This window comes from Acinetobacter sp. YH16056_T (assembly GCF_024605895.1).
GTDB classification, from domain to species: domain Bacteria; phylum Pseudomonadota; class Gammaproteobacteria; order Pseudomonadales; family Moraxellaceae; genus Acinetobacter; species Acinetobacter amyesii.
On sequence record NZ_CP094546.1, the window covers coordinates 38,657 to 60,831 of the forward strand.

The 22,175-nt window shown below is 43.7% G+C and carries 24 protein-coding genes and 5 pseudogenes; 16 read left to right on the plus strand and 13 right to left on the minus strand.

Annotated elements, in window-relative coordinates; translation table 11 throughout:
- Window positions 1-584 precede the first annotated feature (584 nt).
- Complete coding sequence (locus tag MST17_RS16340) at window positions 585-1,784, plus strand: integrase arm-type DNA-binding domain-containing protein (protein WP_005245164.1); 1,200 nt, start codon at window positions 585-587, stop codon at window positions 1,782-1,784.
- A 41-nt stretch (window positions 1,785-1,825) separates the two neighbouring features.
- Here MST17_RS16340 and MST17_RS16345 read toward each other — a convergent pair whose 3' ends face one another.
- On the minus strand, window positions 1,826-2,239 hold the full coding sequence (locus tag MST17_RS16345) for a Cd(II)/Pb(II)-responsive transcriptional regulator (protein ID WP_005245163.1): 414 nt from the start codon (window positions 2,237-2,239) through the stop codon (window positions 1,826-1,828).
- A gap of 79 nt (window positions 2,240-2,318) precedes the next feature.
- Between MST17_RS16345 and MST17_RS16350 the strand changes: the two genes are divergently transcribed.
- Window positions 2,319-2,723 carry a hypothetical protein gene (locus MST17_RS16350; RefSeq protein WP_163146585.1) on the plus strand — a complete coding sequence of 135 codons (405 nt, stop codon included), beginning with the start codon at window positions 2,319-2,321 and terminating at the stop codon, window positions 2,721-2,723.
- Window positions 2,710-3,597 (plus strand): cation diffusion facilitator family transporter, encoded by an 888-nt coding sequence (locus MST17_RS16355; protein WP_127800877.1) that lies wholly within the window; start codon window positions 2,710-2,712, stop codon window positions 3,595-3,597. The genes MST17_RS16350 and MST17_RS16355 overlap by 14 nt, the downstream gene beginning before the upstream one ends.
- A gap of 84 nt (window positions 3,598-3,681) precedes the next feature.
- Here the strand turns inward: MST17_RS16355 and MST17_RS16360 are convergent.
- A pseudogene (locus MST17_RS16360) lies at window positions 3,682-3,906 on the minus strand (efflux RND transporter permease subunit); the annotation flags it as partial.
- Here MST17_RS16360 and MST17_RS16365 point away from each other — a divergent pair.
- Window positions 3,906-4,049: pseudogene (locus tag MST17_RS16365) on the plus strand (antitoxin HicB); the annotation flags it as partial. The pseudogenes MST17_RS16360 and MST17_RS16365 sit on opposite strands and share 1 nt — an antisense overlap.
- A gap of 252 nt (window positions 4,050-4,301) precedes the next feature.
- Here MST17_RS16365 and MST17_RS16370 read toward each other — a convergent pair.
- The gene (locus tag MST17_RS16370) at window positions 4,302-4,553 is read right to left on the minus strand and encodes a hypothetical protein (RefSeq protein ID WP_004658363.1); all 252 of its coding nucleotides are present in this window, start codon (window positions 4,551-4,553) and stop codon (window positions 4,302-4,304) included.
- Between the two features lie 194 nt (window positions 4,554-4,747).
- Between MST17_RS16370 and MST17_RS16375 the strand changes: the two genes are divergently transcribed.
- Window positions 4,748-4,969, plus strand: a complete 222-nt coding sequence (locus MST17_RS16375; protein WP_004658364.1) for a helix-turn-helix transcriptional regulator — start codon at window positions 4,748-4,750, stop codon at window positions 4,967-4,969.
- Between the two features lie 172 nt (window positions 4,970-5,141).
- Here the strand turns inward: MST17_RS16375 and MST17_RS16380 are convergent.
- Window positions 5,142-6,286 (minus strand): IS3 family transposase gene (locus tag MST17_RS16380; protein ID WP_257246923.1). Its coding sequence is split into 2 segments (ribosomal slippage): window positions 5,142-6,022 and window positions 6,022-6,286, totalling 1,146 coding nucleotides; the frame shifts between segments, so codons are not numbered across the junction.
- A gap of 277 nt (window positions 6,287-6,563) precedes the next feature.
- On the opposite strand from MST17_RS16380, the gene MST17_RS16385 reads away from it, so the two are divergent.
- Entirely contained in the window at window positions 6,564-7,352 is a 789-nt protein-coding gene (locus MST17_RS16385) for an aminoglycoside adenylyltransferase domain-containing protein (RefSeq protein WP_038350081.1), read from the plus strand.
- Window positions 7,353-7,478: 126 nt separating this feature from the next.
- On the opposite strand, the gene MST17_RS16390 is transcribed toward MST17_RS16385, so the two are convergent.
- Together MST17_RS16390 and MST17_RS16395 are read right to left on the minus strand one after the other, a co-directional pair.
- On the minus strand, window positions 7,479-7,937 hold the full coding sequence (locus MST17_RS16390) for a DUF523 domain-containing protein (protein ID WP_077170035.1): 459 nt from the start codon (window positions 7,935-7,937) through the stop codon (window positions 7,479-7,481).
- 234 nt (window positions 7,938-8,171) lie between these two features.
- A protein-coding gene (locus MST17_RS16395) for an IS3 family transposase (RefSeq protein ID WP_119285041.1) occupies window positions 8,172-9,337 on the minus strand; the annotation gives its coding sequence in 2 pieces (ribosomal slippage) (window positions 8,172-9,079 and window positions 9,079-9,337; 1,167 coding nt in all).
- Window positions 9,338-9,529: 192 nt separating this feature from the next.
- Between MST17_RS16395 and MST17_RS16400 the strand changes: the two are divergent.
- The 3 genes and pseudogenes from MST17_RS16400 to MST17_RS16410 form a co-directional block, all read left to right on the plus strand.
- Window positions 9,530-9,883, plus strand: a pseudogene (locus MST17_RS16400) (transposase zinc-binding domain-containing protein); the annotation flags it as partial.
- Between the two features lie 61 nt (window positions 9,884-9,944).
- A complete protein-coding gene (locus tag MST17_RS16405) occupies window positions 9,945-10,649 on the plus strand; it encodes an IS6-like element IS26 family transposase (RefSeq protein ID WP_001067855.1) in 705 nt (234 codons plus the stop codon).
- A 39-nt stretch (window positions 10,650-10,688) separates the two neighbouring features.
- Complete coding sequence (locus tag MST17_RS16410) at window positions 10,689-11,090, plus strand: LysR substrate-binding domain-containing protein (protein WP_001183556.1); 402 nt, start codon at window positions 10,689-10,691, stop codon at window positions 11,088-11,090.
- A 136-nt stretch (window positions 11,091-11,226) separates the two neighbouring features.
- Here the strand turns inward: MST17_RS16410 and MST17_RS16415 are convergent, their stop codons facing one another.
- On the minus strand, window positions 11,227-12,042 hold the full coding sequence (locus tag MST17_RS16415; protein WP_000018323.1) for an APH(3')-I family aminoglycoside O-phosphotransferase: 816 nt from the start codon (window positions 12,040-12,042) through the stop codon (window positions 11,227-11,229).
- 129 nt (window positions 12,043-12,171) lie between these two features.
- Here MST17_RS16415 and MST17_RS16420 point away from each other — a divergent pair, with 129 nt between their 5' ends.
- The 6 genes from MST17_RS16420 (at window position 12,172) to MST17_RS16445 (ending at window position 17,709) form a co-directional block, all read left to right on the plus strand.
- Window positions 12,172-12,876: an IS6-like element IS26 family transposase gene (locus tag MST17_RS16420; protein WP_001067858.1), complete on the plus strand. Its 705-nt coding sequence runs from the start codon at window positions 12,172-12,174 to the stop codon at window positions 12,874-12,876.
- A 72-nt stretch (window positions 12,877-12,948) separates the two neighbouring features.
- Window positions 12,949-13,542: a tyrosine-type recombinase/integrase gene (locus MST17_RS16425; protein WP_205779272.1), complete on the plus strand. Its 594-nt coding sequence runs from the start codon at window positions 12,949-12,951 to the stop codon at window positions 13,540-13,542.
- A gap of 189 nt (window positions 13,543-13,731) precedes the next feature.
- Window positions 13,732-14,898, plus strand: a complete 1,167-nt coding sequence (locus tag MST17_RS16430; RefSeq protein WP_024160783.1) for a tetracycline-inactivating monooxygenase Tet(X3) — start codon at window positions 13,732-13,734, stop codon at window positions 14,896-14,898.
- Window positions 14,899-15,046: 148 nt separating this feature from the next.
- Window positions 15,047-15,784 carry a recombinase family protein gene (locus tag MST17_RS16435; RefSeq protein ID WP_001366550.1) on the plus strand — a complete coding sequence of 246 codons (738 nt, stop codon included), beginning with the start codon at window positions 15,047-15,049 and terminating at the stop codon, window positions 15,782-15,784.
- Entirely contained in the window at window positions 15,781-16,005 is a 225-nt protein-coding gene (locus MST17_RS16440; RefSeq protein WP_000743213.1) for a hypothetical protein, read from the plus strand. The genes MST17_RS16435 and MST17_RS16440 overlap by 4 nt, the downstream gene beginning before the upstream one ends.
- A 210-nt stretch (window positions 16,006-16,215) precedes the next feature.
- A complete protein-coding gene (locus MST17_RS16445; protein ID WP_001120888.1) occupies window positions 16,216-17,709 on the plus strand; it encodes an IS91-like element ISVsa3 family transposase in 1,494 nt (497 codons plus the stop codon).
- Window positions 17,710-17,884: 175 nt separating this feature from the next.
- Here MST17_RS16445 and MST17_RS16450 read toward each other — a convergent pair whose 3' ends face one another.
- The 6 genes and pseudogenes from MST17_RS16450 to traJ all read right to left on the minus strand — a co-directional run bounded on the left by MST17_RS16450 (window position 17,885) and on the right by traJ (window position 21,434).
- Window positions 17,885-18,037 carry a hypothetical protein gene (locus tag MST17_RS16450; RefSeq protein WP_180007116.1) on the minus strand — a complete coding sequence of 51 codons (153 nt, stop codon included), beginning with the start codon at window positions 18,035-18,037 and terminating at the stop codon, window positions 17,885-17,887.
- Between the two features lie 27 nt (window positions 18,038-18,064).
- A complete protein-coding gene (locus tag MST17_RS16455; RefSeq protein WP_120366351.1) occupies window positions 18,065-18,922 on the minus strand; it encodes an SDR family NAD(P)-dependent oxidoreductase in 858 nt (285 codons plus the stop codon).
- Window positions 18,923-19,081: 159 nt separating this feature from the next.
- Entirely contained in the window at window positions 19,082-19,267 is a 186-nt protein-coding gene (locus MST17_RS16460; RefSeq protein ID WP_233735431.1) for a GyrI-like domain-containing protein, read from the minus strand.
- A pseudogene (locus MST17_RS16465) lies at window positions 19,259-20,161 on the minus strand (TCR/Tet family MFS transporter); the annotation flags it as partial. The pseudogene MST17_RS16465 and the gene MST17_RS16460, both read right to left, overlap by 9 nt.
- 26 nt (window positions 20,162-20,187) lie before the next feature.
- Window positions 20,188-21,063, minus strand: a pseudogene (gene traI / locus MST17_RS16470) (TraI/MobA(P) family conjugative relaxase); the annotation flags it as partial.
- Window positions 21,060-21,434: a conjugal transfer transcriptional regulator TraJ gene (traJ, locus tag MST17_RS16475; RefSeq protein ID WP_033472343.1), complete on the minus strand. Its 375-nt coding sequence runs from the start codon at window positions 21,432-21,434 to the stop codon at window positions 21,060-21,062. The pseudogene traI and the gene traJ, both read right to left, overlap by 4 nt.
- A 329-nt stretch (window positions 21,435-21,763) precedes the next feature.
- Here traJ and MST17_RS16480 point away from each other — a divergent pair, with 329 nt between their 5' ends.
- Window positions 21,764-22,156, plus strand: coding sequence for a TraK family protein (locus MST17_RS16480; protein WP_052928019.1), 393 nt, complete (start codon window positions 21,764-21,766; stop codon window positions 22,154-22,156).
- Window positions 22,157-22,175 lie beyond the last annotated feature (19 nt).

The following is a 22,175-nucleotide window of genomic DNA, read 5'->3' on the forward strand; positions in this document are numbered from 1 at the left end:
AGACACTCACCTAAAATACAAAAGATAATCATTTAAATCTCTAATAAATACCCACCTTGCCACTACTGAATCGACATAGACAAAATGAGAACTTATGCAAATATTTGTCTATATTTTTAGTTATAGTTAATTACTCTCGTAAAACAGCTGACGAAGTCCGAGATAGAATCATTGCGTCAAAACAAACGTGATGCTTATGCACTTATGATGAAAATGAATTAATTATTATTTAATTAAGTTAAAAGACTGCTATATAGCGGTCTTTTTTGTTTTTGAGCTCTACAAATTTTAATGAGTACATATAGTTACTTTTATAAAAATGATAATAAAGGGTAGAGGAGGTCATCTAAGAATTTAAAGCACAAGACTTATTTAACATTGATGACAGAAAAAGTGAGTTGTTGGGAACTTAAAGAAGAGGTGGTACTTATAATGGTTACTAAAATACAAATACTTAAAATATTAAATATATAAAACAATATATTACAAATATATATGATGCGTAGTGTACGCATCATACATAAAGCGTTCTATTTTGATATAATTGATCCAATCAACCCATTGTTAGGTTTCATTTAAATTCCATGAGTCTTACTGAAATTAAAGTTCGCCAAGCTCATTGTAAGGAAAAAACCAGTTTTTTATCCGATGAAGATGGGCTTAGCCTGAAGATTGAGCCGAGTGGAAGAAAATCTTGGTGCTATCGCTATACAGATCCACAAACTAAAAAACGTCGACGCATTCAGTTAGGTCGTTATCCTGATTTATCGCTGAAAAAGGCACGACAAGTCAGAGATGACTTTAAAGACAATGATTTCTGTTTTGAACAAGATACTGCCTCTAATGTCATCACCTTTGGTAAGGTCGGGGAGGAGTGGTTACAGTTCAAACTGAAAAATGCCTTCAACGATCTACCCCGCTGTGGTGTACTACAGTTAGCAGAAAGATGCTTACAGCAAGATATTTATCCAGACCTTCAGGATCTACCTTTTCAAAACATCAAGCGTTATGACCTGGTTTCAGTAATCAAAAAAATAGAGGGACGCCAAGTAAAAGAACCTGTCAAGAAAGCTTGTAGTTATTTGAACCAAATTTATGACTACGCTGTAGCGATGGGTTATTGTGAATTCAACATCGCGCATGGTTTAAATAAAATCGCCATTAACAGTAAAATCAAGAAAAATTATCCGTATTTGAAAGCGGAGGATATATCTGATTTTAAGTATAAATTACAAAAATTGGATGCCCATCCGATTATTAAAAAAGCACTGCTGTTCAAATTACATACTGGCGTGCGAGGGGCTGAATTGTTATTGGCTGAGCCTCATCATTTTGATTTAAATGAAAAAGTCTGGAAAATACCTGCCTTGCATATTAAACAGTTTCGACGAAAAGTCATATTAGGCCATGAGATTCCCGACTTCTTAGTTCCACTTTCAGATCAGGCTTTAGATATTTTAAAAGACGTCATGCAATGGTCATACGGTGAAAAGTACATTTTTGCTAGCCCACGGAAACATAATCAACCGATTCATTTTAATACATTAAATATGGCTATACGTAAGATGGGCTATGGAAAACATCAATTATCCTCTCATGGACTACGTTCCACTTTTAGTACCATTTTGAATGACTCAGGTTTGTTCCAGGATAACTGGATTGAGGCACAACTTTCACATATTGATAAGAACCGTACCCGTGCCAGCTATAATCACGCTGACTATTTAGCCCAGCGGACTGAAATGATGCAGTGGTGGGGTGATTATTTAAGTACTGCTAAGTGAAAATCGTACTTTTATACATAGACTTAAAACATTATGGGGTTTCAAATGGATAGTAAACAATATACTTGCCGTGTTACATGGTCAGCAGAATATAATGAGTATGTTGGGTTGTTCGAACCACAAGCACTAGCCATTTGTTGTAATTCAGCTTTAAGCGCCCTTAATTCTTTCATGCGTTTATTCACTAGTGCAAGTTGCTGATCAATTAATGCATTAACGCTAGAGCAGCTTTCTTCTGGCTTATTTTTTAATTCGATAAGACGTTTAATATCATTGAGTGATATATCTAGGCTGCGACAATGCTTTACGAATTCCAATTGTTTAAGTGCTTTGCTATCATACAGCCTGAAATTACCTTCTGAACGATTTGGATTTAACAGTAATCCTTCTCTTTCATAATATCTAATCGTTTGTATTGAACAGCCCGATTTTTTTGACAATTCGCCTATTTTCATCAATTTCCCCCAGACATTTGACTCTATAGTTACTATAGAGTCTATAGTATAAGTATGCAACGAAAAGGATATATAAAAAATGACTGAGAAATATTTAAACAATACGAATATCGTTAATTTTGAACACAAAGATATCCAATCCTTGATCGATCAACGTAGGTGGAAAAACTTGGATAACTTCAACAAAATTGGTGCCGCTTATCAGTTTGTAAAAGATGATTTTTGTGGTTATGGTGTTGCAACAAAGTGCTTTTCATCACCAGATACAGATTGGCGTGGAGAAAATACCTATATTCAAAAAGAAGGTATTCATGATGACTTTGGGCTTTATGATTCCCCTGATGAGTTCTATCTCGAAAAAGGGACTAACTTGTCGGGGTTCAAACGCTGGATATATCAACGCTTGATACGTCACTTGATTAATATGAATGTATCAAAACTAAGAAATAGAAAAGTACTAGAGGTACAAAATGCACAACCATAATCATAGTCATCAACATGGTAAAGATGACCGTATTGGTTGGGCATTTTTCCTTAATGTGACATTCACTATTATCGAATTTATAGGTGGTTGGCTCACTAACAGTACGGCGATAATGGCAGATGCAGTTCACGATCTTGGTGATAGTCTTTCAATAGGTTTTGCGTGGATTTTAAGTCGTTTTTCAGATAAAGAAGCATCAGATAAGTTTAGTTATGGTTATCGTAGACTTACTCTCTTTGGCGCATTGATAAACAGTATTGTTTTAATCATTGGCTCAATTTGGATTTTATTTGAAGCAATTCCAAAGCTGTCCAATCCTGAAATGCCTGTAGTCGAGGGGATGTTAGGGCTAGCGATACTCGGCGTTGCCGTTAACGGATATGCTGTATTAAAATTAAAAGCGGGTGAAACATTAAATGAGAAAGTGCTGACATGGCACCTTCTTGAAGATGTACTTGGATGGGTTGCCGTTCTTATAGTCTCTATCGTACTGTTGTTCGCTGAACTGCCGATATTAGATCCCCTTTTATCAATAGGGTTCACGCTGTTCATCTTGTTTAATGTTTTCAAAAACCTGAAATCAACACTCGTTTTATTTCTTCAAGCTGCACCCGATAAAGAGACTCAAAAGCGTATTAAACTATCACTAATGGAATTTCCTGAAGTTAATGGTATCCACCACATGCACTTTTGGTCACTAGATGGTGAAAGTCACGTTTTAACAGCGCACCTTGAGCTGAGTGACAACTTTGACGTTAAAGAATTAATTAGGCTTAAACAAGAAGTTGCAGCTAAATTATCTTCCTATCATTTATCGCATACAACGATAGAGTTTGAGTTTTTAAATGAAAATTGTCGGGATGAAGCGCAGTAAGCTTTATCAATAAAATGTTGGGCATACAATATTAAAAGCAGCTTAATTAGGCATAACCTAGTAATTAAGCTGCTTTTTTTGATTTTAAATTTCGTCGGATTGCTGTTTGCTACTCTCAGAGCCATGCGCCCATTGATATAAAATAGGCAATACAAACAAAGTTAAAATTGTAGAAGATACAATACCGCCGATAACAACTGTTGCTAGTGGTCGTTGTACTTCTGCACCAATTCCAGTGTTTAACGCCATTGGAATAAAACCTAAACTTGCGACCAGTGCCGTCATTAAAATAGGTCTTAAACGAATGATGTGCTGAGTTTCCATCATTGTCTTGGCTTGATGCGGATCAGTCTAAAGCATTCTCAGGAATAGAGGAGCTCGTTGCTGATGTTGTCGCTGATATGATTAGCAATAATGAAAAAGTTCCTACACCACTCTCCGGGAAAATATAGTAGGCAGTTTGTTGTCCTTGTTCTCAGTGGTTCAACAAAAACTAGCCCTCGAAGCCGCAGAACGTGGCGTGGACATAAATTGTTTAGTATCAGTAAAAAGAGCGATGTAATTTTAGTACGAGTGAGTGATAGAGCAGGAACCTATGCTTCATATATTCAGTAAATGGTATGTTTTTGAATTAATAGGTATTTTTAAATAAAGCTTTCTTTGATTTAGTGCTTTTTATTTAATAAATTAATTTTAAAAACAACTTAGGCTAATTGATAAACACTATCTGGAAAGATTAAAAGAAAATATTTTTTAATTTCTGCTAATTCATTTAAGGCAGGTTCCCTTTCAAGCAGTTGAAATGTCCAAATAAGTACAGCCTGATGATTATCATAGCAAGTATTTACTCCAAGAAAATTAGCCATTCCATAACTTCTATTGATGTTCATTTCTTTAATTAATTGATTTCCTAAGTCACGAGCTTGCTGGCTGATCAATAACTCATTTGGTAACACGGCGGTCATCTCCACAAAATAATCTAATGCAGGTTCAATCCTTATATTTAAAAAGTTATAATTTAGTTGAAATGGATAAAATATACTTTCTATAAGTTGTAATAACCTGCTGTAGGTTAATTTTAGCAAAGTATTACTCAGTCAACAACTTCAAATAACCCACAGCAAGTTATTTTTTGTAAATTAATTTAAATATGATTACTTGTAAGTTATCTAGCCTCATGGGCGATAGAAAAATTTTAAAATTAAGTGAAGTGGTGCATGCAACAGGTATCAATCGCAACACGCTCACAAGTATGTATTATGACCGTGCTGTACGTATTGAATTACCAGTCGCCGATAAGTTGTGTAAGTACTTTAACTGTACGATGAATGATTTGTTTGAGTTTAAGGAAGAAGTTGAAGAAAAAGATTAACTTAATACTTCGTTTGATAAGTTTTTCGAAGAAAAAGACTAGCCAATACTTAGTTTGATAAGTTTTTCTCTGCAGATCTAATATTGAATTTTATAAAATATCATTACAAACAGAGGTGGTTCCACTTGTTTGAACAACTAAAAGCGTATTTATAAGTGATATTCCGCTCTAGTTAAGCCACCTTGTTTTGTTGGGGTAGCTGATCATAGTAAAACTCATTTGGTGTCATTTTGTCTAGACTCGAATGAGGTCGTTTCAGATTATAAAACTCAAAATATGCACTCAATTGCTTTTTCGCATCTGTGACACTGCTATAAGCTTTGAGATACACCTCTTCATATTTAACGCTCCGCCATAATCGTTCAACCATCACATTATCTACCCATCGACCTTTACCATCCATACTGATTTGAATGCCATTTGATTTCAATACATCAATAAATGCATCACTGGTGAACTGACTGCCTTGGTCTGTATTCAATATTTCAGGTGATCCATATTTTTCAATCGCTTCATTTAAAGCCGAAATACAAAAATCCACCTCCATACTAATCGATACCCTATGCGCAAGTACCTTGCGGCTATGCCAATCAATCACAGCACATAAATAAACAAAGCCTTTTGCCATAGGGATATACGTTATATCCGTAGACCACACTTGATTACTGCGCTGAATAGCCAATCCTTTGAGCAGATATGGATATTTACGGTGAGCTTGATTAGCCTGGCTTAAATTTGGTTTGCAATATAACGCCTGAATACCCATTTTCTTCATTAAAGTACGTGTATGACGTCGTCCTATATGATGCCCTTGACGTTTCAACAAATCACGCATCATACGACTGCCTGCAAAAGGATATTGCATATGTAATTCATCAATACATCGCATCAGCTTCAGATCTGATGAGCTAACAGGTTTTGGGCGATAATAATAACAACCACGAGAGACTTTCAGTAACTTAGCTTGTTTAGATACTGAAATCTGAAGTGAGTGATCGATTAACTTTTGTGGTTGAAGCGGCCCAGTTTCTTCAACACACCTTCTAAAAAATCAATTTCTAATGCCTGCTCACCGATTTTTGCATGTAACTTTTTAAGATCAATGGGAGGTTCTGATGGAGCTTTTGATTGATCGAAAGCTTGTGAGGAAGCTGAGATCAATTGATTTTTCCAGTCAATAATTTGGTTTTGATGAACATCAAACTCAGAACTCAATTCAGCAAGTGTTTTTTCTGCTTTGATCGCAGCAAGTGCTACCTTAGCCTTAAAGTCGTTTGAATGATTTCTTCTTGGTCTACGTGCCATAAAATACTCCATATATTGATGTTTATAACATCATTTGAGGAGCAGAGTATCACTTATAGGAGTTGTTCAAATTTCCGGATCCATCTCTAAGTGAGGAGGAAATGACTCTTACTATTCAGATGTTGTTTCAAGCTTTTTTTGATTGATAGAGTTTTATGTATTAAACTCTATATTGAAAGTAAATATATTGTAAAAATAGTATGTTATTTACTAATTGATTAAATTATTTACACTTATTCTGTATAATGCTCTATGAATTCATTACTTATTTTTTTAAATTAAAAATCATATGCAAAGCTTAAATGATGAAGAGTGTCGCCAAGTTGAAAGTGTAAAACAGCTTTTACAAAAAAATTTTAAAGATAAGCTTTATGCTATTTATTTATATGGTTCGTATGTTGATGGTGGTTTAAAACATAAAAGTGATCTTGATATTTTAGTTATTATTGAACGTGAAATTACCGATCAGGAAAGAAAACAATTAGCGCAGAATTTTCTAAATATATCTGTTCCGATTGGTCATGCTACAGCGCGTGCCTTAGAAATTACGATATTAGAAAAAGGGAGTATTACCAATAAAAATCATCCATATACATATCAGCTACAATATGGCGAGTGGTTGAGAGAAGAATTACTCAAAGGTGAATTACTTTATAGTCAATCTGATCCAGATATTAGTATTTTACTTAAAACTGCCCAATTACATAACATTACTATCTTTGGACCTGATATTTGCGATTGGTTAAATCCAATTAGCTATGAACAATTAATATTTGCCATGCAAAAAACTTATCCACAAATTATTGCTCATTGGAAAGACGATCAGGATGAATGTAATCAAATTTTAGCGCTATGCCGTATAGCTTATACATTAGATCATAAAACAATAGTTGCCAAGGATGTTGCTGCGACATGGTTTTTAGAATTCTTAAGTCAGATAGATCAAGACATTTTGCAACTCATAATAGATGAATATATTGGGCAAGGTCATGAGCAATGTTGGTTAGTTTTACATGATCAGCTTGCTAAAATTGTTAAAGAATTACAGCATAAAATTGAACCACTACTTTTTAACTGATGTGGAAGTAATGGATATGCTTCTTAGATTATTACCTCACTATATCTCTAAATACCGAAGAGACTTGATATTGCAAAGGGGGGCGTGGTTGGAGTTGCATGAAGATTTTAAATAAAAGCGGAGGAACTAGGGTAAAAGTTGCCAAAAAGTTTCTTCTGAAATGACTTTTATATTATGACGTTTAAGCAAAGCGGAGGTAACTCCATTGCCATAGATCTTATTCCCATTAAATTGACCATCGTAAATCATTGAACTACCACATGAAGGGCTATTTTCTTTAAGCACTACCAGAGTAGCTTTTAATAATTGAACTTTTTTTAAAGTTCTATATGCCCCTTCAATATAGATTGAAGTCACATCCTTTCCTGATTTTTCAATTACACAGGCTTTTCCATCTAAGACATCATCGCCATTACCTCCCGAAATCTCGGCAGGTTCGCGTGGTGTTGATAAACCGCCAAGAATCTCTGGACATACCATAGTAGCTTTTCCATCTTTGACTAATTTTTCGATTTTTTCGTTTAAGCTATGCGTCCCGTTATAACGTACCTTTAAGCCAGCCAGACAAGAACTTACTAAAATCATATTTCCTCTATGAAAAAGATATGTATCGATTTGCTATTTAGCCAGTACCTATTATTTTTTAAAATTAATAGGTTAGTGCTATGGATAAAACAAGAATTTAAATATGATCAATGCAAAGTGAGTTATTTTTTTTCTAACCCACAAAGCTTATAGATTAGTTTGATCCTTTTTGTTTAGAAAATTTATCAACAGTGATGTGTGCTGAATTAGCAGGAGACTTTCACTTGGGAGATTCTAGGCAGCTAACCGATAAAAGTCTTCTGCCATTTGATTTGGTGTCTTAAAATCCAAGCCTTTTTGAATTCTTCGCTGATTATAAAATAACTCTATATATTTTGTAATATCCGCTTTGGCTTCTTCCCTTGTTTTGTAGTTGCGATGATGGACTAGTTCATTTTTGAGTATGCCCCAGAAACTCTCTATCGGTGCATTATCAAAGCAGTCGCCTTTTTTGCTCATTGAACCCTGAAAATCAAATTTCTCAAGTAAGTTTCGATATTCATTACTGCAATATTGGCTGCCTCTATCTGAATGTACAATGAGATCTTTAGCAGGTTTCTGATTGCGAATAGCCATATTCAATGCATCACAAACAAGCTTGGCTGTCATGCGCTCATTTAAGCTATAGCCAACAACCTGTTTCGTGTAAAGATCTTTGACAGCTGCCAAGTACAACCAGCCCTCAGCCGTCCAAATGTAGGTAATGTCACTCGACCACGCAAGATTAGGCTTCGTCATTGAAAACTGTTGCTTGAGTAAATTGTCATAAATAGAACGGTTGTGATCACTGTTCGTGGTTCTTTTGAAACGCTTATGGCGCTTACAATACAACTGATTTGATTTTTTTATTTGGCGCACAGCATACGTACTTATTTTGATACCTTGCGCTTGTAAATGCTTGGTTAATCGAACATAGCCATAGCTTTGTTTGGTTTCTTCATGGGCTATTTTGACCAAAATTGTCTGCTGATTTCGCTGAATTGATCTTTTACTCATGCCTCGCTTTAGCCAATCATAAAAGCGAGAAACGGATACACGAAGTAATCGAGCCATTAAAATAATCGGAAATAAGTGGCTTTGCGATTTCATATAGGCGTACCTCACTGACTTTCTTTGGCAAAGTACGCTGCTGCCTTTTTTAAAAATTCACGTTCCATTTCAGCTGTTTTGAGCTGTTGTTTAAGCTTCTTATTTTCTTCGAGTAAGGCGTTTAGATCGGGCGAATACTGTTTTGTGCCTGCTAAAGTTCCAGCCTTTGCTTTGTTATTCCAGTTCGAAAGGGTTTGCATTGAAATGCCAAGTTGTCTAGCGGATTCCGATACATTACCTTGGTTCTCTTCAATGGCTTTTATGGCTTCAGCTTTAAATTCTGCGGTGTAAGTCTTCTGTTTCTTGCTCATGGTAAACTCCTAATGAGTATGTATAGTTTACCAAGTTAAACCCTCCTGTTTTTTAAGCACACATCAATAGAGTGGGAGTGACGGGCACTGGCTGGCAATGTCTAGCAACGGCAGGCATTTCGGCTGAGGGTAAAAGAACTTTCCGCTAAGCGATAGACTGTATGTAAACACAGTATTGCAAGGACGCGGAACATGCCTCATGTGGCGGCCAGGACGGCCAGCCGGGATCGGGATACTGGTCGTTACCAGAGCCACCGACCCGAGCAAACCCTTCTCTATCAGATCGTTGACGAGTATTACCCGGCATTCGCTGCGCTTATGGCAGAGCAGGGAAAGGAATTGCCGGGCTATGTGCAACGGGAATTTGAAGAATTTCTCCAATGCGGGCGGCTGGAGCATGGCTTTCTACGGGTTCGCTGCGAGTCTTGCCACGCCGAGCACCTGGTCGCTTTCAGCTGTAAGCGTCGCGGTTTCTGCCCGAGCTGTGGGGCGCGGCGGATGGCCGAAAGTGCCGCCTTGCTGGTTGATGAAGTACTGCCTGAACGGCACTGTTGCAAATAGTCGGTGGTGATAAACTTATCATCCCCTTTTGCTGATGGAGCTGCACATGAACCCATTCAAAGGCCGGCATTTTCAGCGTGACATCATTCTGTGGGCCGTACGCTGGTACTGCAAATACGGCATCAGTTACCGTGAGCTGCAGGAGATGCTGGCTGAACGCGGAGTGAATGTCGATCACTCCACGATTTACCGCTGGGTTCAGCGTTATGCGCCTGAAATGGAAAAACGGCTGCGCTGGTACTGGCGTAACCCTTCCGATCTTTGCCCGTGGCACATGGATGAAACCTACGTGAAGGTCAATGGCCGCTGGGCGTATCTGTACCGGGCCGTCGACAGCCGGGGCCGCACTGTCGATTTTTATCTCTCCTCCCGTCGTAACAGCAAAGCTGCATACCGGTTTCTGGGTAAAATCCTCAACAACGTGAAGAAGTGGCAGATCCCGCGATTCATCAACACGGATAAAGCGCCCGCCTATGGTCGCGCGCTTGCTCTGCTCAAACGCGAAGGCCGGTGCCCGTCTGACGTTGAACACCGACAGATTAAGTACCGGAACAACGTGATTGAATGCGATCATGGCAAACTGAAACGGATAATCGGCGCCACGCTGGGATTTAAATCCATGAAGACGGCTTACGCCACCATCAAAGGTATTGAGGTGATGCGTGCACTACGCAAAGGCCAGGCCTCAGCATTTTATTATGGTGATCCCCTGGGCGAAATGCGCCTGGTAAGCAGAGTTTTTGAAATGTAAGGCCTTTGAATAAGACAAAAGGCTGCCTCATCGCTAACTTTGCAACAGTGCCATTTTAAGCGTTATGCTAAGCCCAGGAAGCCGCAGGATCTTTTGAACCACAACTGCATTAACGTCCGCTATTCTGATACGAGTGGATTGTACGCCTGGGAATTCGAGAAAGATGCTCAGAAATTCAGTCTGAAAGTCAAAGGGCAATATATTGCGAACAGCACGATTCATCAGCTCGATGCAGCATTAGACGGGCTGGGGATTGCCTATATTCCCGAGTATGTTGCAGATGGATATATCAAAAGCGGCAAGCTGATTGCTGTTCTGACCGAGTGGTGTCCATATTTTGACGGCTACCATATTTATTATCCTCACCGCCGACAGGATTCTCCTGCGTTTATGGCTTTTCTGCAAGTTTTGCGTGACAGGTACAATAATGGAATAAGATAAATTTATGAGTAAAGGATTATGTCCACGATAAGCACCTGGGTCGATTCCTGGGAGGCGGCCATGAGGGTAGGGAAGCGCCGTCCCGTCAAGTCAGCGTAATGCTCTGCCAGTGTTACAACCAATTAACCAATTCTGATTAGAAAAACTCATCGAGCATCAAATGAAACTGCAATTTATTCATATCAGGATTATCAATACCATATTTTTGAAAAAGCCGTTTCTGTAATGAAGGAGAAAACTCACCGAGGCAGTTCCATAGGATGGCAAGATCCTGGTATCGGTCTGCGATTCCGACTCGTCCAACATCAATACAACCTATTAATTTCCCCTCGTCAAAAATAAGGTTATCAAGTGAGAAATCACCATGAGTGACGACTGAATCCGGTGAGAATGGCAAAAGCTTATGCATTTCTTTCCAGACTTGTTCAACAGGCCAGCCATTACGCTCGTCATCAAAATCACTCGCATCAACCAAACCGTTATTCATTCGTGATTGCGCCTGAGCGAGACGAAATGCGCGATCGCTGTTAAAAGGACAATTACAAACAGGAATCGAATGCAACCGGCGCAGGAACGCTGCCAGCGCATCAACAATATTTTCACCTGAATCAGGATATTCTTCTAATACCTGGAATGCTGTTTTCCCGGGGATCGCAGTGGTGAGTAACCATGCATCATCAGGAGTACGGATAAAATGCTTGATGGTCGGAAGAGGCATAAATGCCGTCAGCCAGTTTAGTCTGACCATCTCATCTGTAACATCATTGGCAACGCTACCTTTGCCATGTTTCAGAAACAACTCTGGCGCATCGGGCTTCCCATACAATCGATAGATTGTCGCACCTGATTGCCCGACATTATCGCGAGCCCATCTATACCCATATAAATCAGCATCCAGGTTGGAATTTAATCGCGGCCTCGAGCAAGACGTTTCCCGTTGAATATGGCTCATAACACCCCTTGTATTACTGTTTATGTAAGCAGACAGTTTTATTGTTCATGATGATATATTTTTATCGGCACTGTTGCAAATAGTCGGTGGTGATAAACTTATCATCCCCTTTTGCTGATGGAGCTGCACATGAACCCATTCAAAGGCCGGCATTTTCAGCGTGACATCATTCTGTGGGCCGTACGCTGGTACTGCAAATACGGCATCAGTTACCGTGAGCTGCAGGAGATGCTGGCTGAACGCGGAGTGAATGTCGATCACTCCACGATTTACCGCTGGGTTCAGCGTTATGCGCCTGAAATGGAAAAACGGCTGCGCTGGTACTGGCGTAACCCTTCCGATCTTTGCCCGTGGCACATGGATGAAACCTACGTGAAGGTCAATGGCCGCTGGGCGTATCTGTACCGGGCCGTCGACAGCCGGGGCCGCACTGTCGATTTTTATCTCTCCTCCCGTCGTAACAGCAAAGCTGCATACCGGTTTCTGGGTAAAATCCTCAACAACGTGAAGAAGTGGCAGATCCCACGATTCATCAACACGGATAAAGCGCCCGCCTATGGTCGCGCGCTTGCTCTGCTCAAACGCGAAGGCCGGTGCCCGTCTGACGTTGAACACCGACAGATTAAGTACCGGAACAACGTGATTGAATGCGATCATGGCAAACTGAAACGGATAATCAACGCCACGCTGGGATTTAAATCCATGAAGACGGCTTACGCCACCATCAAAGGTATTGAGGTGATGCGTGCACTACGCAAAGGCCAGGCCTCAGCATTTTATTATGGTGATCCCCTGGGCGAAATGCGCCTGGTAAGCAGAGTTTTTGAAATGTAAGGCCTTTGAATAAGACAAAAGGCTGCCTCATCGCTAACTTTGCAACAGTGCCAGTTTTATTACGAACGTGTTTTGGGTGGACAACGGAAAACATATTTCATCGAAAGACCAAAAAAAGAAAAAACACTTCCTGTTGTGATGAGTGAAGAAGAAACCATTCGGGTACTACGCGCTATTGAAAACGTGAAACACAAGGCTATTCTGATGACTATTTATTCGGCAGGTTTGCGCATTTCTGAATGTATAAACCTGAAAATAAAAGACATTGACTCCAAGCGCATGCAAATTCGTATAGAACAGTCAAAAGGAAAAAGAGATCGTTATACCATTTTATCTGAGAAAACATTAATTATTTTAAGAACATACTTTATGGAATATAAACCAAAAGATTATTTATTTGAAGGTCAAAAAGGTGGCGCATACTCAAGCCGAAGTATTCAAAACATTTTTAAAGCAGCTGTTTTAAAAGCAAAGATTCAAAAGGAAGTTACTGTACATACCTTACGACATAGCTTTGCAACGCATTTGCTTGAGAATGGTACGAGTTTACGTTATATTCAATCGTTGTTAGGTCATTCAAGCAGTAAAACAACTGAGGTTTATACACATATTACCACCAAGGGAATGGAACAATTAAAAAGTCCGATGGATTTGTTAGATATATAGAAAGGATTTGTATATTTGAGCAAAACTTAACAAAAAGCACTATGAATATAAATCCTTTTGAGAGAGTAGAAACGAACGGTAAACGGTTGAAAACGGATTTGTCACTGATAATGAAAGGTTTAGCAAAATAAGATATAGTGGATATATACGCCATTTGGCGTATAGCCACTTGTTATGTGCCATTTTTGAATGACAATGCGAATAGATACGGACAAACAAATGAATTTACTTAGTGATAAGAACGTTGCAATAATTGGTGGTGGACCCGTTGGACTGACTATGGCAAAATTATTACAGCAAAACGGCATAGACGTTTCAGTTTACGAAAGAGACAACGACCGAGAGGCAAGAATTTTTGGTGGAACCCTTGACCTACACAAAGGTTCAGGTCAGGAAGCAATGAAAAAAGCGGGATTGTTACAAACTTATTATGACTTAGCCTTACCAATGGGTGTAAATATTGCTGATGAAAAAGGCAATATTTTATCCACAAAAAATGTAAAGCCCGAAAATCGATTTGACAATCCTGAAATAAACAGAAATGACTTAAGGGCTATCTTGTTGAATAGTTTAGAAAACGACACGGTTATTTGGGATAGAAAACTTGTTATGCTTGAACCTGGTAAGAAGAAGTGGACACTAACTTTTGAGAATAAACCGAGTGAAACAGCAGATTTGGTTATTCTTGCCAATGGTGGAATGTCGAAAATAAGGAGCTTTGTTACCGACACGCAAGTTGAAGAAACCGGTACTTTCAACATCCAAGCTGATATTCTTCAACCGGAAATAAACTGTCCCGGATTTTTTCAGCTATGCAACGGCAACCGATTAATGGCGGGACATCAGGGCATTTTATTGTTTGCCAATCCCAATAATAATGGTGCATTGTATTTAGGAATTAGTTTTAAAACGCCCGATGAATGGAAAAATAAAATTCCCTTAGATTTTCAGGACAGAAACAGCGTTGCCGATTTTTTATTGAAAAGATTTTCCAAATGGAGTGAAGTTTACAAACAATTAATACGTTCGGTATCAACATTTCAATGCTTGCCCACAAGGAAATTTCCTTTGAACAATGATTGGAAAAGTAACCGTCCATTACCCATAACAATGATTGGCGATGCTGCTCATTTGATGTCGCCTTTTGCAGGACAGGGTGTAAATACGGGATTATTGGATGCTTTGATATTGTCTGAAAACCTTACAAACGGAGAATTTACAAGTATTGAAAATGCCATCGAAAACTACGAACAACAAATGTTTGTTTATGCAAAAGATACGCAGGACGAATCGACAGAAAACGAAACCGAAATGTTTAGTCCCAATTTTTCGTTTCAAAAATTATTGAATCTATAAACAGTAAGAAAAAACGGCTACTAACAAGCAGTTTTGCAATAGTGGGGCAGAAGTGCAAAATTGAACTTGTGTGCTTCTATCAACTTTTGTACATTAGCTGCCAGTTTAAGATGGGTGCATTTGAGTATGCCCAAAGGAGCCCGCAAGTATGCGCAGGACGAAGCCAGTAGCCGCGCCGATGGTGGCGCGGGTCTATCTGCGCGTCAGCACCGACGCGCAGGACTTGGAACGCCAAGAGGCGATCACTACGGCCGCGAAGGCCGCCGGCTACTACGTCGCCGGCATCTACCGTGAGAAGGCATCCGGCGCACGCGCCGACCGGCCTGAGCTGCTGCGCATGATCGGCGACCTACAGCCCGGCGAGGTGGTCATTGCCGAGAAGATCGACCGCATCAGCCGCCTACCTTTGCCCGAGGCCGAGCGCCTGGTGGCCTCGATACAGGCCAAAGGCGCACGCCTGGCCGTCCCTGGCGTGGTCGATCTATCCGACCTGGCGGCCGAGGCCCAGGGCGTCGCCAAGATCGTGCTGGAAGCCGTGCAGATCATGCTTTTTCGCCTGGCCTTGCAGATGGCCCGCGACGACTACGAGGACAGGCGCGAACGCCAGCGCCAAGGCATTGAGTTGGCCCGCCAGGCCGGGCGGTACAAGGGCCGCCGTGCTGATCCGAAGCGCCGCGCCCAAGTTGTCGCGCTGCGCAAGTCCGGCTACAGCATCAACAAGACCGCCGAGCTGGCCGGGTACAGTGCGGCCCAGGTGAAACGGATATGGGCCGAGGTCAGCCAGGCCGAAGCGAAGCAGCACGGCGCGTTCGTGGAGGACGCATTGACGGAAGCCGATGCCCTGGCCGCTGTCGGCCAGGATGAGCGCCAGGAGGAAAGGGCATGAAGAAGCCGAACCAAGACGACGAGCCGTTTTTCATCACCGAGGAGATTGCGGCCGAAATGATCGCCGGCGGCTATGAGTTCGAGCTGCCGCCCATTCCTTGCACCATCCGCCTACGCGACGTGCTGGAGCGCATGACCGATGCTGAGCTAGCATTGCAGCCGGGCGAGATCGCCGACCAGGAGCGTGAACGCTGCCGGCGCAAGCCGTGTTCAACCTCATGATCTGGTCATGGTATTTTTCATGGCACTGAGCCTGATAGTTCTTGCAAATTGTTGTCACTAAAGGGTTTTGTGTGCTTGTTTACAATCGAGTGGGAGTGACGGGCACTGGCTGGCAATGTCTAGCAACGGCAGGCATTTCGGCTGAGGGTAAAAGAACTTTCCGCTAAGCGATAGACTGTATGTAAACACAGTATTGCAAGGACGCGGAACATGCCTCATGTGGCGGCCAGGACGGCCAGCCGGGATCGGGATACTGGTCGTTACCAGAGCCACCGACCCGAGCAAACCCTTCTCTATCAGATCGTTGACGAGTATTACCCGGCATTCGCTGCGCTTATGGCAGAGCAGGGAAAGGAATTGCCGGGCTATGTGCAACGGGAATTTGAAGAATTTCTCCAATGCGGGCGGCTGGAGCATGGCTTTCTACGGGTTCGCTGCGAGTCTTGCCACGCCGAGCACCTGGTCGCTTTCAGCTGTAAGCGTCGCGGTTTCTGCCCGAGCTGTGGGGCGCGGCGGATGGCCGAAAGTGCCGCCTTGCTGGTTGATGAAGTACTGCCTGAACAACCCATGCGTCAGTGGGTGTTGAGCTTCCCGTTTCAGCTGCGTTTCCTGTTTGCCAGCCGGCCCGAGATCATGGGGTGGGTGCTGGGCATCGTTTACCGCGTCATTGCCACGCACCTGGTCAAGAAAGCGGGCCATACCCACCAAGTGGCCAAGACGGGCGCGGTCACCCTGATCCAGCGTTTTGGATCGGCGCTCAATCTGAATGTTCACTTCCACATGCTGTTTCTCGACGGTGTGTATGTCGAGCAATCCCACGGCTCAGCGCGTTTCCGCTGGGTCAAGGCGCCGACCAGCCCAGAGCTCACCCAGCTGACGCACACCATCGCCCACCGGGTGGGTCGCTATCTGGAACGGCAAGGCCTGCTGGAACGGGATGTCGAAAACAGCTATCTGGCCTCGGATGCGGTGGATGACGACCCGATGACACCCCTGCTGGGGCACTCGATCACTTACCGTATCGCTGTCGGTTCACAGGCGGGGCGAAAGGTGTTCACTTTGCAAACTCTGCCGACCAGTGGTGATCCGTTCGGTGACGGGATTGGCAAGGTAGCCGGGTCCAGCCTGCACGCCGGCGTGGCGGCCAGGGCCGATGAACGCAAGAAGCTCGAACGGCTGTGCCGGTACATCAGCCGCCCGGCGGTATCCGAGAAGCGGCTGTCGTTAACACGAGGCGGCAACGTGCGCTACCAGCTCAAGACGCCGTACCGGGACGGCACCACGCACGTCATTTTCGAACCATTGGATTTCATTGCAAGGCTGGCCGCCCTGGTACCGAAGCCCAGAGTCAACCTAACCCGCTTCCACGGGGTGTTCGCACCCAACAGTCGGCACCGGGCGTTGGTCACGCCGGCAAAACGGGGCAGGGGCAACAAGGTCAGGGTGGCTGATGAACCGGCAACACCAGCACAACGGCGAGCGTCGATGACATGGGCGCAACGGCTCAAGCGTGTTTTCAATATCGACATCGAGACCTGCAGCGGCTGCGGCGGCGCCATGAAAGTCATCGCCTGCATTGAAGACCCTATAGTGATCAAGCAGATCCTTGATCACCTGAAGCACAAAGCCGAAACCAGCGGGACCAGGGCGTTACCCGAAAGCCGGGCGCCACCGGCTGAGCTGCTCCTGGGTCTGTTTGACTGACGAGCCTGAAGGCCAACGATACCAATCAAAATGCTGCGTTCACAGCGCCGCGGCAGGGATCCGCCGTGCTGGTTGTCGGAAAAGGAGCCGCTAGTGGGAAAGAGGAGGGTAAATTTTCAGCGTTGCTGGCTCCCCGTCAGCCGGATTGGGTTGCATCGCAGGGGTGTCGAAAGAGTCAACTGCGGTCCAAAGCTGTTGGACTTGGGTGAAAAGGGCGTTTATTCTTCCTATACGTAAATTGTATTTGTTTTAGAAAAAGTTTTTGATCATTTGCTTCTTGCTGTGTAAAAGGTTTGTATGCTTGAATTTCTTCAATGATTTCTTTCATTTTTTATTGTCACTTTCCTGTCGTCATCTACTTATCAGCTAAATACCCTTCAGGCATTGGAATCAATTTTTCTGATTCCCGACTGAGGCTCTCCTCTGCTTTCCACCCGGCGATTTTATTTTCCGTTGCTTCGATCACCCCATCAAAAAGAGAATCACTTAATATTAGACGTAGTGGTGGTTCAGGCAATGCCGCAAGTTTTAAGATTGTCTTTGCTGCTAATATAGGGTCACTATCTGTCGCCTGACCCTCCTGTTCTTTTGCGAAGGCATCCATTTGTTGATGCAGTTCTTGATAATCCGGCAAGCGTTTACTATTATGCAGTTTCTTGTAAAGATCTGTCCAATAACCTCCTGGTTCAACAATAGTCACATGAACACCAAAAGGAGCCAGTTCCTGTGCTAAAGCTTCCGTCAATCCTTCTACCGCAAATTTACTAGCACTGTATAGACCTGAAGTCATCCAAGACATGATGCCCCCGATACTACTCATTTGGATAAAACGACCTGATTTGTCTCGCAAAAAAGGAGAAACCGCTTGAGCCGTCCAAAGAGAACCGAAAAAGTTTACATTCATTATCTGACGCGCCTCTTCTTCTGTTGTCTCCTCAATCATTCCTCCAAGCATCATTCCCGCATTACTCAAAGCAATATCGATGCCATTAAATTTTTCTGCTCCCTTAGCAGCAGCGGCTACTACCATGTCTCGTTCTTCAATATCGCCTAAACAGATCAGCAAAGAAGATCCATATTCTGTTTTTAACCTGCTGAGTTTTCCTTCTGTTCTAGAAAAAGAAATGACTTGGTCGCCATTTTCTAATACTAATTTTACTGTCTCAAAACCAATTCCTTTACTTCCACCAGTAATAAACCACGTTCTAGTCATCTGTCCACGCTCCTTTTTTCCTAATTACTCTCAATATGATTATAACAAATTAAAAGGCCAACAACAACTATAGTATCTAATATGCTGATTGTCAGTTATAAAATACTAAGAGTCATTTTATTCAAAAAAAGTTGTGGCAAAAAACTTGCCACAACTTTTTTATTTTGCACGAATCGGGAGCCATATTTGGAACTGTGCATTCTGAGGATTAGCATCTAAATATAATTCGATATCTGGCAATTCAGCATATTCAAAACCTGAAGTTGGTAACCATTCAGTAAAAATCTGCTGTTGCAATTCTTGAATTGCTCCTGGTATAGGACCCGTTCCTGAGAATACCGCCATCCAGCTTTGCGTGATAAAAGCCAGCAATAAAAACCCGCACATATCAGCGCCCATTCCAAGCAGCAACACACCGCGGTCACCCAGTCGCTTTGAAAGAGTGCCGGTTAAAACAGCTTGTACGAATGTATGTGCTGCACCAAAAACGGCCAGCGACACACCTGCTGTGCCAATATCCCAATTCAAGCGCTGTTCGCCATAAATCACCCACAAAGCGGCGGGCGCCTGCCCAATCAGCTGCATAAGAAAAAACAACGCAAAAAAGCTGGCAAGTCCCTGAACTGCAAAATTGAAGCGAAAGCCTTCAAACAAATTGATTTTGGCTGGCTGTCCTTCAGGCGGTTGTGACGGCGTTTTGGGCAACAAGAAAGCCACCAAACAAAAGGCAATTGCATTGAGAAGAGCCCCTGCCACAAAGGGCGCATGCACAGATATATCACTAAGAACACCGCCAATAGCAGGCCCTGCAATCATACCTGCACCAAAACACGCCCCCATAAAACCAAACCAACGCGCACGTTCTTCCTGTTTAGTTGTATCAGCGATAATTGATGCCGCGATTGCACCAGTTGCTCCGGTAACACCTGAGATAATCCGGCCGATATAAAGCACCCATAAAACAGGCGCTGCCGCCATTATGCTATAATCAATCGTGGCACCTAAAAATGAAACCAGCAAAATAATCCGCCGTCCATAGCGGTCAGATAACCGCCCTAAAACGGGCGCGCAAAAGACCTGCATAAACGCATAAAGCGATAAAAAAACACCATAGTGAAATGCTGTTTGCTCTGCCGGTACAAATTCATTTAATAAAGCCGGAACCACCGGCATGATTAATCCCAAACCAATCGCATCAAGCGCGACAACAATGAGTGCGGTTATAAGTGATTTTGACATAGATGTGACTTTTATTTATCATTGATAAGTTGGCGATAAAAAACTTTGTACCTGGCATAAAGCTCGGTGGTGTCAGCGCGTGACCGTACCGGCTTCTTTTGATACTGCCGCCTGGGCGGCTTCTCCTGCTGATCCGGTGACGCCTCAAAGGCTCCCAGCCGCTTTTCCAGGGCAGGCTTGGACAGATCGCGGGACAGGGTGCTGGGCTTGACCATCGTGCCGTCATCGGCCCGGATCACCAACCCGTTACCCCTTGGCGTAATCTCCAGGCCGTTATCACGCATGACCTGGTGCAGCTCCGTCCAGGACTGCGCGGCTTTAATGTCGTCCAGGCATTCGCGCTTGATCCAGCCCACCAGACTTTCCACGCCGGCATGGCGCTCCATGTCGGCGGCCCTCGATGCCGCCCCGCGCTGCTGCGGCCGGTGATTGTCTGCCTCCAGGCCATAGTCCCGTTCCAGCGTCTCGCACAAGTCGGCCAGCGCCAGGTGCGGATAGTACGGTTCGTGCATCGTGTGCCTGGTCGGGTGAATCTTGTTGATGGCAATGTGGATGTGCAGGTTGTCGGTGTCGTTATGCACGGCGCTGATACGCTGATGCTCACCAAACCCTAGCCCTTGGCAAATCCGTTCCTCTATCGCCTTCAAGGTGTCGGCATCGGGATTCTCGCCGGCGCGAAAACTGACAATCAGGTGATAGGTCTTATCGCCCTTGGCCCTGGTGTTCATGTGCTGGGTGGCCAGCACTTCGGTGATGGCATCGCGCACTGAATGCGCCTCGCAATTCGTGACCTGAACATGGCCCAGCCGGTGGTCTTTGCTCTGTGCGTCGGTGATGTATTTAGCCAGGTCGGCAAAGTCTGATTTGCCCAGGGAACGCATGGCAACATGCTTGGCAATCATGATGCTGCCCTGGGTCGCACAATAGATTCCATCAATCGGCTCATTTCGTCCTGGTTGGCCTCAATCCGGGCCAGCAGGCCCAAGACAGTTTCAGCGCTGAACCGGGCCGTTCGGGCATCGTCGGTCAGCCACAATTTCAGCAGACCACCGAGGCGGCCCAGGTCGCCATTGACCCGCACCAGCTCGCGCACGTTCTCGTAATCGGTCACGCCCTGGACGGCGTAACCCTGCCCCACGGCCAGCAAAAAAGCAGACGTACTCAAGCCAGCCGCTTGTGCGTTGGCCTCAATGGCGGCCCGCTCTTCCGGCAGGCAATACACCTTGATCGGCGTGCTGCTTTTTCTCGTTACCTTCTGCTCTGTCGCCTCCATCTTTGGCGTCCTCCTGGTTCTCTTATTCCGGCGTCCGCCGATGGCCCCGCAGGGCAGGATTCCCGTTGAGCGCCGCAGGTGCGAATAAGGGGAAGTGAAGAGGAACACCATGCTTGCATGGTGGGCCTACTTCACACATCCTGCCCGCTTCACCACCACTTTAACATCACTACCATTTACCGGCTATAACCCGTTTTATCGACAAACACAAGCCGATTCCACGCATAAGGCGTGCAATCTGGCTTTAGTCGCCTTACAATCGCTTTAATAGCGATAGAATCGGCATTAAATCGCGGATAAATCGACATATAAAAGGCGGTAGAATCGGCATGACTAAACGGCTTACAGAGCGCATTGCAGCGCAAATGCAGACCCAAAAGCCCACCCGTTCAGGACAGAATCGGGCGGCTTTCCTGGCCCAGCGCGACGACATAAAAGAGGCTTTGACCGATGGCTGGCCGGTAAAAGCCATCTGGAAAACGCTGCACGATGAAGGGAAAATCAGCTTCGGATATGATGCTTTTATCAGCTATGTGAACAGTCTGATTCGGTCGCCAGGCGAGCCTGAAAAGGCCACCGCAAGACCGCCGGCATCCTCCCAACCGGCCCCCAAGAAAGCCACCCCAGCGACACCCAAACCAGTACCATCAGCCAGCCATAAGCCGGGGGAGATTCCCAGCTTCAACTTCAACCCCAGCCCGAACAAAGCGGACTTGATTTGACGCCCCAAGGGGCGGATTG

Coding starts and splice junctions, on each gene's coding strand:
- MST17_RS16340 (WP_005245164.1), top strand. CDS start 585: ATGAGTCTTACTGAAATTAAAGTTCGCCAAGCTCATTGTAAGGAAAAA.
- MST17_RS16345 (WP_005245163.1), bottom strand. CDS start 2,239: ATGAAAATAGGCGAATTGTCAAAAAAATCGGGCTGTTCAATACAAACG.
- MST17_RS16350 (WP_163146585.1), top strand. CDS start 2,319: ATGACTGAGAAATATTTAAACAATACGAATATCGTTAATTTTGAACAC.
- MST17_RS16355 (WP_127800877.1), top strand. CDS start 2,710: ATGCACAACCATAATCATAGTCATCAACATGGTAAAGATGACCGTATT.
- MST17_RS16375 (WP_004658364.1), top strand. CDS start 4,748: ATGATTACTTGTAAGTTATCTAGCCTCATGGGCGATAGAAAAATTTTA.
- MST17_RS16385 (WP_038350081.1), top strand. CDS start 6,564: ATGCAAAGCTTAAATGATGAAGAGTGTCGCCAAGTTGAAAGTGTAAAA.
- MST17_RS16390 (WP_077170035.1), bottom strand. CDS start 7,937: ATGATTTTAGTAAGTTCTTGTCTGGCTGGCTTAAAGGTACGTTATAAC.
- MST17_RS16405 (WP_001067855.1), top strand. CDS start 9,945: ATGAACCCATTCAAAGGCCGGCATTTTCAGCGTGACATCATTCTGTGG.
- MST17_RS16415 (WP_000018323.1), bottom strand. CDS start 12,042: ATGAGCCATATTCAACGGGAAACGTCTTGCTCGAGGCCGCGATTAAAT.
- MST17_RS16420 (WP_001067858.1), top strand. CDS start 12,172: ATGAACCCATTCAAAGGCCGGCATTTTCAGCGTGACATCATTCTGTGG.
- MST17_RS16430 (WP_024160783.1), top strand. CDS start 13,732: ATGACAATGCGAATAGATACGGACAAACAAATGAATTTACTTAGTGAT.
- MST17_RS16435 (WP_001366550.1), top strand. CDS start 15,047: ATGCGCAGGACGAAGCCAGTAGCCGCGCCGATGGTGGCGCGGGTCTAT.
- MST17_RS16440 (WP_000743213.1), top strand. CDS start 15,781: ATGAAGAAGCCGAACCAAGACGACGAGCCGTTTTTCATCACCGAGGAG.
- MST17_RS16445 (WP_001120888.1), top strand. CDS start 16,216: ATGCCTCATGTGGCGGCCAGGACGGCCAGCCGGGATCGGGATACTGGT.
- MST17_RS16450 (WP_180007116.1), bottom strand. CDS start 18,037: ATGAAAGAAATCATTGAAGAAATTCAAGCATACAAACCTTTTACACAG.
- MST17_RS16455 (WP_120366351.1), bottom strand. CDS start 18,922: ATGACTAGAACGTGGTTTATTACTGGTGGAAGTAAAGGAATTGGTTTT.
- MST17_RS16460 (WP_233735431.1), bottom strand. CDS start 19,267: ATGGCGGTATTCTCAGGAACGGGTCCTATACCAGGAGCAATTCAAGAA.
- traJ (WP_033472343.1), bottom strand. CDS start 21,434: ATGGAGGCGACAGAGCAGAAGGTAACGAGAAAAAGCAGCACGCCGATC.
- MST17_RS16480 (WP_052928019.1), top strand. CDS start 21,764: ATGACTAAACGGCTTACAGAGCGCATTGCAGCGCAAATGCAGACCCAA.